Below are 13,534 nucleotides of genomic sequence, written 5' to 3' on the forward strand. Positions count from 1 at the left end.
CGGGGACGGACGGTGAAACCTCCCGCTCTTGCCTGGTTAGAGTGAAGAACATGAGTTCTCCCCTCCGCTTCGACCGCGGGCACACCGACGATCTGATGGCCTTCCTGATGGACAGCCCCTCCCCGTACCACGCCGTGGCGACCGCCGCGTCGAGGCTGGAGAAGGCCGGATTCCGGAAGGTCGAGGAGACGGCGGCCTGGGACGGGTCCAGCGGCGGGAAGTACGTCCTGCGCGGCGGCGCGATCGTGGCCTGGTACGTGCCGGAGGGCGCCGAGGCCCACACCCCGTTCCGGATCGCGGGCGCACACACCGACTCACCGAACCTGCGCGTGAAGCCGCTGCCCGACACGGGCGCCCACGGCTGGCGGCAGGTCGCCGTGGAGGTCTACGGCGGCACGCTCCTCAACACCTGGCTGGACCGGGACCTCGGCCTCGCCGGGCGCATCTCGTTCCGGGACGGGACGCACAGGCTGGTCAACATCGACCGGCCGCTGCTGCGCGTCCCGCAGCTGGCCGTGCACCTGGACCGGTCGGCCAACCCCGACGGGCTCAAGCTCGACCGCCAGAAGCACATGCAGCCGATCTGGGGCCTGGGCGATGTGGAGGAGGGCGACCTCATCCGGTTCGTCGCGGAGGAGGCGGGGGTCGACGCCGAGGACATCACCGGCTGGGACCTGATGCCGCACCCCGTCGAGGCGCCGTCCTACCTGGGCCGTGACCGCGAGCTGGTGGCCGGGCCCCGGATGGACAACCTGCTCTCGGTGCACGCGGCGGTCGCCGCGCTCGCCGCCGTCGCCGGACAGCCCGACGCGGAGATCCCGTACATCCCGGTGCTGGCCGCCTTCGACCACGAGGAGAACGGCTCGCAGTCCGACACCGGAGCGGACGGACCGCTGCTCGGCACGGTCCTGGAGCGCTCGGTGTTCGCCCGCGGCGGTACGTACGAGGACCGGGCCCGCGCCTTCGCCGGGACCGTCTGCCTCTCCTCCGACACCGGCCACGCGATCCACCCCAACTACGCCGAGCGGCACGACCCGACGCACCACCCGGTCGTCAACGGCGGACCGATCCTCAAGACCAACGTCAACATGCGGTACGCCACCGACGGCAGCGGCCGGTCCGTGTTCGCGGCCTCGTGCGAGAAGGCGGGCGTGCCGTGGCAGACGTTCGTCTCCAACAACTCGATGCCGTGCGGCACCACGATCGGGCCGATCACCGCCGCCCGGCACGGCATCCAGACCGTCGACATCGGCGTCGCCATCCTGTCGATGCACAGCGCCCGCGAGCTGTGCGGCGCCGACGACCCGCACCTGCTGGCGACCGCCCTGGCGTCGTTCCTGGCGGGCTGAGCAGAACACCAACCGTCTTCTCGGACATGGTCGTTGCCGGGCCGGGTATCCGCTCGATACACGGCCCGGAGCTTCCGGGGCATCGAGGAGGCGGAACTCATGGGACTCGGAGGATGCATCATTCTCATCGGTGCGGGGGCGATTCTCGCCTTCGCGACCGACTGGGAGATGGACAGCGTCAACGTCGACCTGGTCGGCTGGATCATGATGATCGTCGGCATCATCGGCGTGTTCGTCTACGCGAGTGTCATGCGGCGCCGCCGCATGGTCGTACCCCCCACCACCACAGTGGTTTCCGAGGACGACCGCCACCTGTGACCCGGGCGGGTGCGCCCCGTGGACCGGGCGCACCCCCTCCCCGTCCCCGGGCGGCGCCGGATATTCTGGGGCCCTGTCCGTGACCCGGCACCGGGCGCGTCACACCCGGAAGGGGAGCCGCTCGTGGAGTTCCGGCTGCTCGGCACCGTCTGCGTCGACACGCTGACGGGTCCGCTGCCACTCGGCCCCGCCAAACGCCGCAGCCTGCTCGCCGCGCTGCTGCTGCGCGCCAACACCCCCGTGTCCGTGGCCCGGTTGACGGGTTCCCTCTGGGACGACACCCCGCCGCTGCACGCCCGTACGGTCATCCAGGGGCATGTGTCGCGGCTGCGCGCCCTGCTGACGGGCGCGGACGCGGAGGCCTACGGGGTCGAGCTGACCACGCTCGGGGACGCGTACGTGCTGCGGGTGCCGGAGACCCTGCTGGACTCCCAGCGGTTCGAGGAACTCCTGATGCTGGCCCGGGAGCAGCGCAGTCCGGCCGACAGCGTGCTGATGCTGAAGGAGGCCCTGTCCCTGTGGGAGGGGCCCGCGCTGACCGGTACGTATCCCAGCGCACCGCTCCAGGCCGCCGCGCAGGCGCTGGAGGAGTCCCGGCTCACGACGGTCGAGCAACTGGCCCACGCCTACGCCGAGCTGGGCGAGCACCACCGGGCGGCGGCGGTGCTCCGCGACGAGGCCGTGGCCCATCCGATGCGGGAGTCCCTCGCCGCGGCCCTGATGTCGGCGCTGCACGGCTCCGGGCGCCAGTCGGAGGCGCTGGACTGGTTCCACCGCACCCGGCGGCTGCTCGCGGACGAGCTGGGCATCGACCCCGGCCGCGAACTGGCGGACGCCTACGCCCGGATCCTGCGCGGCGACCCGCAGCCGGAGCCGGACGGGCCCGGTGGTGCGACGGGCACGGGCACGGCCGCGAAGGGCGGTCCCACGACGGGCGGTCCCACGACGGGAGTGCCCGCTGGCGGGGTGTCCGCTGTCGGGGTGTCTGCCCCGGGTTCGCCGGCCGCAGGCGCTCCGGGCGGCCTCCGGGGCGGCGAGCCCCACCCCGCCGATCTGCTGCCGCGCGCCCCACGTGGCTTCCAGGGCCGGGCCGCCGAGCTGGCCGCGCTCTCCCGGGCGGCGGCCGGCGAGGCGCCCATCTGCCTGGTCACCGGACCGGCCGGGGTGGGCAAGACCGCGCTGGCCCTGCACTGGGCGCGCCGGGCCCCCGCCGCGTTCCCGGACGGGCGGCTCTTCGCCGATCTGCGCGGGTTCGGTGACACGGGGCAGCCGACACCGCTGGAGGTGCTGCGGGAGTTCCTGCTGGCGCTCGGTGTCGCGCCCCGCCGGGTCCCGGAGTCCGTCCAGGGCGCCGCCGCGCTCTTCCGCTCCCTGACCGACCGGCGCAGCCTGCTCGTCGTGCTGGACAACGCCCGCGACTCGGCCCAGGTCAGGCCGTTGCTGCCGGGCGGCACCGACTGCGTCACGCTGGTCACCAGCAGGCACCGGCTGGACGGTCTCGTCGCCTCCGACGCCGCCCGCCCGGTGCCGCTGGACGTGCTCGAACCGCCGGACGGCACCGCGCTGCTGGCCGGGGTGCTGGGCGAGGAGCGGGTGCTCGCGGAACCGGTGGCGGCCGGTCGGCTGGCCGAGCTCTGCGGCGGACTGCCGCTCGCCCTGCGGGTCACGGCCGCCCGGCTGGCGGGCCGCCCGCACCGGACGCTCGCCGGGACGGCCGACGAACTGGCCGACGAGCGCAGCAGGCTGACCTATCTCGACGTGGAGGACACCGGAGTCTCCGCGGCGCTGCGGCTGACCGTGCAGCAGCTGCCGCCGGACGCCGTCCACCACTTCGCCCGGCTCGGCCACCACCCCGGCAGCCACTTCGACCGGTACACCGCCGCCGCGCTGGCCGGCAGCGATCCGGTCGTCGCGGCGGCGGCGCTGGAGCGGCTCGCCGCCGCCCACCTGGTCAGCGAGACGAGCCCCGGACGCTGGGAGCTGCACGATCTGGTGCGCCTCTACGCGCGGGAGATCGACCCCGAGTCCGGCCCCGACGCCCTGCTCGGCGTGCTCGACCACTGCATCGCGACCGCGCTCGCCGCCGCCGACACGGCGGAACCGGGCGGTGAGCCCTGCTTCGTGCTGCCGGAGGACTTCCGCAAGCCCGCCGCCGTACGGGACTTCACCGACCGGGCCGAGGCGATGAGCTGGCTGGCCACCGAGCGCGAGGACCTGTCCCTGGCGGCCGCCGCCGCGCGCGGTGCCGGTCTCGACGACCGCGCCTGGCGGATCATCCTGCTCCAGTGGCCGCACGTGGTGTGGCGGGTCAGGGACGGCTGGGCCCCGGCCCTGGGGCTGGCGCTGGACGCGGCGGTCGCTCGGGACGACCCGTACGCCGAGTCGCGGGTGCGCAACCTGCTGGGCTGGGTGCTGTCTGAGGAGGGCAGGACCACGGAGGCCGCCGCGTTGCTGGAGCCCTCGCCCGGTCTGGCGCGGCGGGCCGGGGACCGGCTGGGCGAGGCGACGGCACTGATCAACCTGGCGGTCGTCCAGGCTGAGCAGGGCGGCCTGGACGAGGCTCTGGAGGGCTGCGAGCAGGCCGTCGCGCTGGCCAGGCAGGAGCGCGACGCGCACACCGAGATGCTCGCCCTCCAGCACCTGGCCCGGCTGCGGCTCGTGGCCGGGCGGCCGCAGGAAGCGCTGGACTGCGCCCGGACCGCGTTCGACCTGGGCCCCGAGCACGAGGAGGCGGCCCGTCGCGTGCTCCTGCTGACCGTCAGCGGCGAGGCGCACCTGGCCCTGGGCACGGAGGGCGAGGGCGTCCGGCTGCTGGACCTGGCAGCGGCGGAGGCGGAGTGCGCCGGGTACGACGAGGGTGCGGTGCGGGCGCTGGAGGCGCTGCTTCGGGTGGCGTCGGGGACGGAGTACGTACGGCGGTACGAGCAGGCGGTGCGGCGGCTCGCCGAAGACGGCTGATCCCGGCGGCAGCCGGGGTGCGGACCACGTCAGCGGGACGTTAGCCGCACGTCAGCGGGACGTGAGCGGTGCCCGGAAGACTCATGACTGTCAGCACGCCGGGGCGACTCACCACCGCACCGGCCTCTCGTCTCACCGTCGTACTCGGGGGAACCATCCATGTCTGCCTTCCGGACCCGCGGCCGCGCCGCGGCCCTGGCCGCCACGACCACCGCCGTACTCGCCCTGGCGCTCACCGCCTGCGGCGGCGACAGCGGCACCGGCACCGGCACCAGGTCGGAGGGCCCGGCGAACAACTCCGCACCGGCCTCCGCCACGAAGCCCGCCACCGGCTCCGGCTCCGCCGCCAAGTCCGACGCGGGGGACGGCACCGCCGCCAAGACCTCCGTGGCCGCGAAGAGCACCACCGGAGGCAGCACCACCGGAGGCAGCACCACCGGCAGCAGCACCGGCGGCGCGGCGAAGTCCGCCACCGGGTCCGCGAGTGCCCCGCTCTGCACCACCGAGGACGTCAGGATCAGCGCCGCCACCCAGGACGGCCCGCCTTACACGCACATCGTCCTGACGGCCAAGAACACCTCGGGCCACAGGTGCGAGATGAAGGGCTTCCCGGAGATCCAGTTCCTGGAGAGCCACAAGCAGAACATCCCGTCGGTCGCCAAGAGCAAGCCGGCCACCCCCATCGTGCTCGCCGCGGGCGCACCGGCGTACGCGCTGGTGAAGCTGTCTGACGGCGGCGCCGACGAGGACGTGGAGCCCGTGACGGCGTTCGCCGTGTGGCTCCAGGGCGGCAGCGGCCAGGCCACCGTGCGGGCACCCGGCGCCGAGGGCATCGCCGTCGACCCGGCGGCGTACCGGACCGGCTACTGGACGTACGAGCTGCGCAACGGCGCCGACGACTTCTGAGCCGCCCGCCCCTGAGCCCGTCCCCCGATAGGGCCAGCCCCTGAGCCCGTCCCCGTCCCCCGGTACGGCTGTCAGCCCTGCTCGTCCATCCCCGCGAGCACGAGCGGCAGCCGGGGCGTCCCCTCCGCGACCACGCGGACGGGGACGCCCCAGTCCTGCTGGTGGACGTGGCAGGCCGGGTACTCGTTCGCGGGGTCGTCGTCGCAGGACGCGGCCATCGCCGAGACGTGCAGGACGCCCTCGGTGACCCCGTCCGCCAGGACCAGATCGCGGAACAGGTCGGTGCCCGCGCCCTCGCCCCCGGCCAGCAGCTCCGGCGGAGTCGAGGAGACCAGTAGCCGGGTCGAGGGCCCGTACCGGGTGTCCAGCTTCTGACCGGCGGGCGCCTGGAAGACCACGTCGAGCCGGAGCGTGCCCGGGGCGATCTCGGTGGCGGCGCGCTGGGTGCGGTGCGCCGAGTCGGCGACGCGTACCGCCTCCTCGGGCAGCCGCAGCCGGGTCAGCCGGTGCCGGGCGGACTCGACGACCACGAGATCGCCGTCCACCAGCACGGCGTCGCTGGGCTCACGCAGATCCGTGGCGAGCGTGCTGACCTCACCGCTCGCCGGGTCGTAGCGGCGCAGGGCGTGGTTGTACGTGTCGCAGACGGCGACCGATCCGTCGGGCAGCGCGGTGACGCCCAGCGGGTGCTGGAACAGCGCCTGCTCAGCGGCCCCGTCGCGGTGGCCGAAGTCGAAGAGCCCGGTGCCGACGGCGGTGTGGACGGCGCCCTCCAGGTCGACATAGCGCAGTGAGGACGTCTCGGAGTCCGCGACCCAGAGCCTGTCCGAGGTGGCGGCGAGCCCGGACGGCTGGGCGAACCAGGCCTCCGCTCCCGGACCGTCGACCAGCCCCTCGTTCGTCGTCCCGGCCGCGACCCGCACGGTGCCGTCCTCGGCGTCGTACGTCCACAGCTGGTGGACGCCCGCCATGGCGATCCAGAGCCTGCCGTCGAACCAGGCGACGTCCCACGGCGAGGAGAGGTCCACCTCACGCCCCGCACCACTGGTGGGCGCCCCCTGCCACCACTGGCGGCCGGTGCCCGCGAGGGTGGTCGTGGCACCGGTCGTGAGGTCGAGCGCGCGGATGGCGTGGTTCACGGTGTCCGCGACGGCGATCCGCCCGTCGGGCAGCACGGTCAGCCCCTGCGGCTCGCTGAACCGGACCTCTTCGGGCCCGCCGTCGATGAACCCCCGGTCGCCGGTGCCGAAGTGGCGCCGGACGGTCTCGCCGTCCGCGTCCAGCTCGACCAGCCGGTGGCGGGTGGTGTCGGAGACCAGGAAGCCGCCGTCGTCCAGCAGCAGCGCCTTGCCGGGGAACCGCAGATGCGTCGCCACCGGCTCGGGCGCCACGTAAGGACCGTCGCCGCGCCGCAGGGTGCCCTTCGCGGCGTGCTCGGCCTCCAGCTCCTCGACCAGCTTCTCGATGGCGTGGGCGTGGCCCTCGCCCGCGTGCTGGGCGACGACATAGCCCTCGGGGTCGACGACGACGAGCGTCGGCCAGGCGCGTACGGCGTACTGCTTCCAGGTCGCCAGCTCGGGATCGTCGAGCACCGGGTGGTGCACTTCGTACCGCTCGACGGCGTCGACCACTGCCTGGTGCTCCGCCTCGTGGACGAACTTCGGCGAGTGGACGCCGATGATCACCACGGTGTCGCGGTGCTTCTCCTCCAGCTCGCGCAGCTCATCGAGGACATGCAGGCAGTTCACACAGCAGAACGTCCAAAAATCCAAGATCACAATGCGCCCTCGCAGGTCAGCGAGGGTGTACTGCTGGTCGCCTGTATTGAGCCAGCCGCCCTTGCCGATCAGTTCGGGGGCCCTGACGCGCGCACGTGTTGCCATGTAAGCAGTCAACATCACCGTGGCGTCCACGCATTCCACAGGTACCTCGGGGAACCTGTGAGCCATGAGACTTCTCGTACGTGAACGACTCTTCAGCATCGGTGACGACTACTGGATCGAGGACGCGGACGGCCACAAGGTCTTCCTCGTCGACGGCAAGGCCATGCGGGTCCGTGACACCTTCGAGCTGAAGGACGCGCAGGGCCGGATCGTCGTCGAGATCAAGCAGAAGCTGCTGAGCCTGCGGGACACGATGCTCATCGAGCGGGACGGCGAGCAGCTCGCCAAGGTCAAGCGGAAGCATCTGTCGCTGCTGCGCAATCACTACCGGGTGACCCTGGCGGACGGCACCGAGCTGGATGTCAGCGGCAAGATCCTGGACCGCGAGTTCGCGGTGGACTACGACGGGGAGCTGCTGGCCCAGATCTCGCGCCGCTGGCTGTCCATCCGGGACACGTACGGGATCGACATCGTGCGGGACGACGCCGATGCGAGCCTGCTGATCGCGGTGGCGGTGTGCGTGATCGTCCTCGCGGAGAAGGACCACGAGGACTGAGCCGCATAGCCCCGTGTGGGCCGGTGCCTGTTTCACGTGAAACAGGCACCGGCCCACACGTGAAACAGCGAGCGGCCCGAAAAGGGTCCCCGGCTATCCGAGAACGGCCGGCGGCGCGAGTCCCAGTCGGCGGTCCTTGAGTGCCGGGAACTGCTCCCGGGTGGTGGCCACCCGGGACGGGTCGAACTCCACGTTCAGCACTTCCTCGTCCGCGCCCGCCTCCGCGAGCACCTCGCCCCAGGGGTCGACGACGATGCTGTGCCCGGCCTGCGGGACCCCGGCGTGGGTACCGGCGCAGCCGACGGCCAGCACGTACGCCTGGTTCTCGACGGCCCGCGCCTGGGCGAGCAGCGTCCAGTGGGCGCGGCGGCGCTCGGGCCAGCCCGCCGCGACGACCAGGGTCTCGGCGCCCGCGTCGACCAGCCCGCGGAACATCTCCGGGAAGCGCAGGTCGTAGCAGGTGGCGAGGCCGATCGTGGTCTGCGGCAGGGCGAGCGTGACCAGCTCGTCCCCGGCGCCCATCATGACCGCCTCGCCCTTGTCGAAGCCGAAGCGGTGGATCTTGCGGTAGGCGGCGGCCCGTTCGCCCTCTGGCGTGAAGACCAGGGTGGTGTTGTAGAGGGTGCCGTCGTCGGCCCGCTCGACGAAGGAACCGGCGTGCAGCCAGACCCCGGCGTCAGCCGCGGCCTTGGACATCGCCTCGTGCGTGGGGCCGAGCAGCGGTTCGGCCTCGCTCTCGAACGCCGGGTAGGCGAAGGCTCCGACCGGCCAGAGTTCGGGCAGGACCACCAGACCAGCGCCCCGCCGGTCCACGACCAGCGAAGCCGCCCGCTCTCTGCGCGCGTCGATGGATTCGTCCGGGTCTACTGCGATCTGGATGAGAGAGGCGCGCACACTACCACCGTCCTGGCATATGAGCCGTCAACACGGGCCTACGATCGTCACACGAAAGCACTGCCGGGGTGCCTGCTCGCAGCGTAACTTGGACCGACCGAACCTCATCGCAGCCCGCAGCCCGCAGCCCGCCGTCCGCGCCCAGTTCTCCAGCCCATGCACCGCAGAACCGCCCGAGGGGTCCCGTGACCGTCCATCCCAGCCTCCAGACCTACGCCGATGCCTGGACCCACTCCATCGAGTCGATAGCCGAGCTGGTGAGCCCACTCGCCGAGGGGGAGTGGAACGGCCGTACTCCATGCCCCAACTGGTCGGTGCGCGACATCGTGTCGCACATCATCGGCATGGAGTGTGAGCAGCTCGGTGACCCGCGCCCCATCCACACCCTGCCGCGCGATCTCTACCATGTGCAGAGCGACTTCGCCCGCTACATGGAGATGCAGGTCGATGTGCGGCGTCACCACACCGCACCGGAGATGACCTCCGAGCTGGAGTACACGATCATCCGGCGGTCCCGTCAGCTGCGCAACGAGACGCGTGACCCGGAGACCATGACGCGTGCGCCGCTCGGCGCCGAGCAGACCCTCGAACTGGCGCTGCGGATGCGCGCCTTCGACGTCTGGGTGCACGAGCAGGATCTGCGGACGACGCTGGGGAAGCCCGGCAATCTGGACTCCCCCGGTGCGGCGATCGTCCGGGACACGCTGCTGGCCGCACTGCCGAAGGTGGTCGCCAAGGACGCGGGCGCACCGCCCAACTCGGCCGTCGTGCTGGATGTGCACGGTCCGGTGGAGTTCCTGCGGACGGTCCGGGTCGACGCGGAGGGCCGCGGCTCGGTGGACGGTGCGCCGTCGCTGGGTCCCGCGGTGACGCTGGCGATGGACTGGGAGACGTACGTACGGCTGGCCTGCGGCCGGGTGCGGGCGAGCGCGGTCGCGGACGGCATCAAGACCGAGGGCGATCAGGAGCTGGCCGCCGCCATCCTGCGGAACTTCGCCGTCACCCCGTAGTCACGGCAATCGGCGCGCCCACCCCCGCGAGGGGACGGGCGCGCCGCCGCCGTTTTCGCGGTCACACAGCGCGGTCACGCAGCCGGTCACACAGCGCGGTCACACAGCGCGGTCACGCAGGCCGGTCACGCGGGCCGGTCACGCGGGCCGGTCACACAGGCCAATCACACAGGCCGGTCACGCGGGTACGTGCACGGCCTCCACGCGGCTGATCACGTGGTGCTCGCGCTCCCGGTGCGCGGCCCTGAGCCGTAGCCGCAGGATCTGCGTGATGCCGAGGGCCTCCAGGACGAAGACCGAGGCGAACGCGATGCGGTAGTTGTCGCCGGTCGCGTCCAGCAGCACGCCGACCGCGAACAGCGTGGTCATCGACGCGATGAAGCCGCCCATGTTGACGATCCCCGACGCGGTGCCCTGGCGCTCCGGCGGATTGGCCGGGCGGGCGAAGTCGAAGCCGATCATCGACGCGGGCCCACAGGCGCCGAGCACCACGCACAGCGTGATCAGCAGCCACATCGGCGCGTGGTCGCCGGGGTGCAGGATGACCGACGCCCACAGCAGCGCGGTCGCCGCGACCGTGCCCAGCGCGAGCGGGAGCCGGGCCGCGTGGTGCCGGGCGATGATCTGGCCGTAGACGAGGCCGACGGCCATGTTGGAGAGCACCACCAGGGTGAGCAGCTCCCCCGCCGTCCCCCGGCTCAGCCCCTGCGCCTCGACGAGGAACGGCATGCCCCACAGCAGCAGGAACACCATGGCCGGGAACTGCGTGGTGAAGTGCACCCACATCCCGAGCCGGGTGCCGGGCTCCCGCCAGGCGGCGGCGATCTGCTTGCGCACGTACGCCGCTCCGGCGTGCTCCGCGGGCGGCGGTTCGTGGCCCTCGGGGTGGTCCTTCAGGAAGAGCAGCAGCAGGACGAGCACCACGACCCCGGCCAGCGAGCTGCCGACGAAGGTGGTGGTCCAGCCGAGTCCGTGCAGCGAGCGGGCGATCACCAGCGTCGAGACGAGGTTGCCCGCCATCCCGAAGAGGGCGGCGACCTGACCGATCATCGGGCCGCGCCGGGCCGGGAACCATCGCGTCCCCAGCCGCAGCACGCTGATGAACGTCATCGCGTCGCCGCAGCCGAGCAGGGCGCGGGAGGCCAGCGCGGCGCCGTACGACGGGGAGAGCGCGAAGCCGAGCTGCCCGAGGGTGAACAGGACGGCGCCGATGGTGAGGACCTTCTTGGTGCCCAGCCGGTCCACCATCAGGCCCACGGGTATCTGCATGCCCGCGTAGACGAGCAGCTGGAGGATGGAGAAGGTGGAGAGGGCGGAGGCGTTGACGTGGAACCGGTCGGCGGCGTCGAGTCCCGCGACGCCCAGGCTGGTGCGGAAGATGATGGCGACGAAGTAGACGGCCACCCCGACGCCCCAGACCCGGGCGGCACGCCGGCCGCCGGGGGGATCGCCGGGCAGGGAGAGGGTGGGCGAGGCGGCGGAGCTCACCGGTCCTCCCCCCTGACCAGCACCTTGACCCGGCTCACATGACGGCGCACGACCAGCGCGGCACCGTCCGCGTCACCGGACCTGATCGCCTTCAGCAGCTCACCGTGCTCGGTGATGTTCGCGGCGATCCTGCCGGGGTGGGCCTCCATGACGGCGACGCCCATCCGCAGCTGCCGGTCCCGGAGCTGGTCGTAGAGGCGGGACAGGATCTCGTTGCCGGCGTGCCGGACGATCTCCGCGTGGAAGCAGCGGTCCTTCACCGAGACGGCCGCCAGATCACCCGCCTCCGACATCTGCCGCTGTTCATCGAGCAGCTCCTCCAGCCGGGCGATCAGCTTCGCGGAGGCGGGCACGGCCCGGCGCACGGCGAACTCCTCGACCAGCAGCCGGGTCTCCACGACGTCCGCGATCTCCTGCGCGGAGACGGCGAGCACCAGGGCGCCCTTCTTCGGGTAGAGCTTGATCAGCCCCTCCACCTCCAGCCGCAGCAAAGCCTCGCGCACGGGCGTCCGGGAGACCCCGACGGCGTCCGCGAGATCGCCCTCGGTGAGGAGCGTCCCGCCCTCGTAACGGCGGTCCAGGACCGCTTCCTTGATGTGGGTGTAGACGCGCTCTGCGGCGGGGGGACGCTTCACGGGCGGGCGGACGGGCGAGGAGGCTGGGGCAGGCATGCGCACAGCATAGATACAACATGGATGCAGACAACGGCGCGTCCGGATAATGGACTGCGCCGTGCGCGCCGCCAAAGGGCCGCGCGGGCGGCGCACGGCGCTCGGTACCGGCACCGGCACCGGCACCGGCACCGGCACCGGCACCGGCCACATGATCGACCTGGCCCACCTGTTCGAGAACGATCTCTTCGAGCCGCCCGACGCCGCCCAGGCCGACCTGTCGGACACGGTGGCCTCCTAGCTGGAGTCGGTTCGCCGCCACGGGACAGATGAACAGACATGACAGCCCCGCATGGAAGCCGTTCACGACGCGCGCCCCCTACGTACAGCGGCTCGCGTCCGACCGCGTCGGGCCCACCGACTTCGCGGCCGACCACCACCACGCCTTCCGGAAGGCGCTCGCCCCCTCGCGGTGAGGCGGCGGCGCACACCGGAGAATTCACCCCCCTCTTCCTACAACCCTTCATCCGACTCATACGTCTCACAACGCGCGGCACCCTCATGTGGCCGCATTCCAGGGGCATTTGGAGCTTTCAACATGAATATCGGCATTAAGGGCATAAGCCGCGTATCGGCCACCGCCACGGTCGCCCTCACCGCAGGTGCGGTCATCGCGGGAGGCGCGTTCGCCTCCCAGGCCCAGGCCGCCGCGCCGAAGCCGCCGACGCTCGTCGCCAAGGGCGGCTACGTGATGAACAACGGCACCGGGAAGTCCCTGTTCAGCAAGGCCGCGGACACCCGCCGTTCCACCGGCTCCACGACGAAGATCATGACCGCCCGGGTGGTGCTGGCCACGAAGGGCCTCAACCTGGACTCCAAGGTCACGATCCAGAAGGCGTACAGCGACTACATCGTCTCCAAGGGCGCGTCCTCGGCCCGCCTCATCGTGGGTGACAAGGTCACGGTCCGTCAGCTGCTGTACGGCCTGATGCTGCCGTCCGGCTGCGACGCCGCGTACGCCCTGGCCGACAAGTTCGGCTCCGGCTCCACGCGCGCGGCCCGGGTGAAGTCGTTCATCGGCAAGATGAACAGCACGGCCAAGACCCTCGGCCTGAAGAACACGCACTTCGACTCCTTCGACGGCATAGGGAACGGGTCCAACTACTCGACCCCGAAGGACCTCACGAAGATCGCGAGCAGCGCGATGAAGTACTCCACCTTCCGCAGCGTCGTCAAGACCAAGTCGACCAAGCAGAAGGTCACGACGAAGAGCGGTGGCTACCGCTACATGTCGTGGACCAACACCAACAAGCTGCTGGGTTCGTACAGCGGCGCGATCGGTGTGAAGACGGGCTCCGGCCCCTCGGCCAAGTACTGCCTGGTCTTCGCCGCGACCCGCAAGGGCAAGACGGTCATCGGCACGGTCCTGACGGCCACGTCCGAGTCCACCCGGACCTCGGACGCGAAGAAGCTCATGGACTACGGCTTCAAGAAGTAGCCCGGACGGGTCCTGCCCGACGTCACAGAAGCCCGACGTCACAGAAGAGGGGTCCTGCGGAAA

13 protein-coding genes are annotated in these 13,534 nt (G+C 71.8%); 9 read left to right on the forward strand and 4 right to left on the reverse strand.

The window, feature by feature from the left end; genetic code table 11:
• Positions 1-50: 50 nt before the first annotated feature.
• The 4 genes from ACZ601_RS18975 to ACZ601_RS18990 all read left to right on the forward strand — a co-directional run bounded on the left by ACZ601_RS18975 (position 51) and on the right by ACZ601_RS18990 (position 5,531).
• Positions 51-1,349 (forward strand): M18 family aminopeptidase, encoded by a 1,299-nt coding sequence (locus tag ACZ601_RS18975; RefSeq protein ID WP_440573927.1) that lies wholly within the window; start codon positions 51-53, stop codon positions 1,347-1,349.
• Positions 1,350-1,448: 99 nt separating this feature from the next.
• Positions 1,449-1,667: a DUF6458 family protein gene (locus ACZ601_RS18980; protein ID WP_440573928.1), complete on the forward strand. Its 219-nt coding sequence runs from the start codon at positions 1,449-1,451 to the stop codon at positions 1,665-1,667.
• A 123-nt stretch (positions 1,668-1,790) separates the two neighbouring features.
• Positions 1,791-4,625 carry an AfsR/SARP family transcriptional regulator gene (locus tag ACZ601_RS18985; protein WP_469539236.1) on the forward strand — a complete coding sequence of 945 codons (2,835 nt, stop codon included), beginning with the start codon at positions 1,791-1,793 and terminating at the stop codon, positions 4,623-4,625.
• A gap of 159 nt (positions 4,626-4,784) precedes the next feature.
• A complete protein-coding gene (locus ACZ601_RS18990) occupies positions 4,785-5,531 on the forward strand; it encodes a DUF4232 domain-containing protein (protein ID WP_469539239.1) in 747 nt (248 codons plus the stop codon).
• Between the two features lie 71 nt (positions 5,532-5,602).
• Here ACZ601_RS18990 and ACZ601_RS18995 read toward each other — a convergent pair whose 3' ends face one another.
• Entirely contained in the window at positions 5,603-7,414 is a 1,812-nt protein-coding gene (locus tag ACZ601_RS18995) for an NHL domain-containing thioredoxin family protein (RefSeq protein WP_469539242.1), read from the reverse strand.
• 64 nt (positions 7,415-7,478) lie between these two features.
• Here ACZ601_RS18995 and ACZ601_RS19000 point away from each other — a divergent pair, with 64 nt between their 5' ends.
• Complete coding sequence (locus ACZ601_RS19000) at positions 7,479-7,970, forward strand: LURP-one-related/scramblase family protein (protein WP_440573932.1); 492 nt, start codon at positions 7,479-7,481, stop codon at positions 7,968-7,970.
• Between the two features lie 93 nt (positions 7,971-8,063).
• Here ACZ601_RS19000 and ACZ601_RS19005 read toward each other — a convergent pair whose 3' ends face one another.
• The gene (locus tag ACZ601_RS19005; protein WP_469539245.1) at positions 8,064-8,864 is read right to left on the reverse strand and encodes a carbon-nitrogen family hydrolase; all 801 of its coding nucleotides are present in this window, start codon (positions 8,862-8,864) and stop codon (positions 8,064-8,066) included.
• Positions 8,865-9,049: 185 nt separating this feature from the next.
• Between ACZ601_RS19005 and ACZ601_RS19010 the strand changes: the two genes are divergently transcribed.
• A complete protein-coding gene (locus ACZ601_RS19010; protein WP_469539248.1) occupies positions 9,050-9,874 on the forward strand; it encodes a maleylpyruvate isomerase family mycothiol-dependent enzyme in 825 nt (274 codons plus the stop codon).
• A gap of 177 nt (positions 9,875-10,051) precedes the next feature.
• On the opposite strand, the gene ACZ601_RS19015 is transcribed toward ACZ601_RS19010, so the two are convergent.
• Both ACZ601_RS19015 and ACZ601_RS19020 read right to left on the reverse strand, forming a co-directional pair.
• Positions 10,052-11,362 carry an MFS transporter gene (locus ACZ601_RS19015; RefSeq protein ID WP_469539251.1) on the reverse strand — a complete coding sequence of 437 codons (1,311 nt, stop codon included), beginning with the start codon at positions 11,360-11,362 and terminating at the stop codon, positions 10,052-10,054.
• The gene (locus tag ACZ601_RS19020) at positions 11,359-12,033 is read right to left on the reverse strand and encodes a GntR family transcriptional regulator (RefSeq protein WP_469539253.1); all 675 of its coding nucleotides are present in this window, start codon (positions 12,031-12,033) and stop codon (positions 11,359-11,361) included. The genes ACZ601_RS19015 and ACZ601_RS19020 overlap by 4 nt, the downstream gene beginning before the upstream one ends.
• Before the next feature lie 61 nt (positions 12,034-12,094).
• Here ACZ601_RS19020 and ACZ601_RS19025 point away from each other — a divergent pair, with 61 nt between their 5' ends.
• The 3 genes from ACZ601_RS19025 to ACZ601_RS19035 all read left to right on the forward strand — a co-directional run bounded on the left by ACZ601_RS19025 (position 12,095) and on the right by ACZ601_RS19035 (position 13,471).
• Positions 12,095-12,274 (forward strand): hypothetical protein, encoded by a 180-nt coding sequence (locus tag ACZ601_RS19025; protein ID WP_469539256.1) that lies wholly within the window; start codon positions 12,095-12,097, stop codon positions 12,272-12,274.
• A gap of 28 nt (positions 12,275-12,302) precedes the next feature.
• Positions 12,303-12,449: a hypothetical protein gene (locus ACZ601_RS19030; RefSeq protein ID WP_469539258.1), complete on the forward strand. Its 147-nt coding sequence runs from the start codon at positions 12,303-12,305 to the stop codon at positions 12,447-12,449.
• A 122-nt stretch (positions 12,450-12,571) separates the two neighbouring features.
• On the forward strand, positions 12,572-13,471 hold the full coding sequence (locus ACZ601_RS19035) for a D-alanyl-D-alanine carboxypeptidase family protein (RefSeq protein WP_440573938.1): 900 nt from the start codon (positions 12,572-12,574) through the stop codon (positions 13,469-13,471).
• The last annotated feature ends 63 nt before the right edge of the window (positions 13,472-13,534 follow it).

The sequence above is a fragment of the Streptomyces sp. NPDC104307 genome, from assembly GCF_055584045.1.

Bases quoted from the DNA above. Each gene is read 5' to 3' on its own strand.
- ACZ601_RS19035 (WP_440573938.1), top strand. From the start codon at position 12,572: ATGAATATCGGCATTAAGGGCATAAGCCGCGTATCGGCCACCGCCACG.
- ACZ601_RS19000 (WP_440573932.1), top strand. From the start codon at position 7,479: ATGAGACTTCTCGTACGTGAACGACTCTTCAGCATCGGTGACGACTAC.
- ACZ601_RS19020 (WP_469539253.1), bottom strand. From the start codon at position 12,033: ATGCCTGCCCCAGCCTCCTCGCCCGTCCGCCCGCCCGTGAAGCGTCCC.
- ACZ601_RS18995 (WP_469539242.1), bottom strand. From the start codon at position 7,414: ATGGCAACACGTGCGCGCGTCAGGGCCCCCGAACTGATCGGCAAGGGC.
- ACZ601_RS19030 (WP_469539258.1), top strand. From the start codon at position 12,303: ATGAACAGACATGACAGCCCCGCATGGAAGCCGTTCACGACGCGCGCC.
- ACZ601_RS18980 (WP_440573928.1), top strand. From the start codon at position 1,449: ATGGGACTCGGAGGATGCATCATTCTCATCGGTGCGGGGGCGATTCTC.
- ACZ601_RS18990 (WP_469539239.1), top strand. From the start codon at position 4,785: ATGTCTGCCTTCCGGACCCGCGGCCGCGCCGCGGCCCTGGCCGCCACG.
- ACZ601_RS18975 (WP_440573927.1), top strand. From the start codon at position 51: ATGAGTTCTCCCCTCCGCTTCGACCGCGGGCACACCGACGATCTGATG.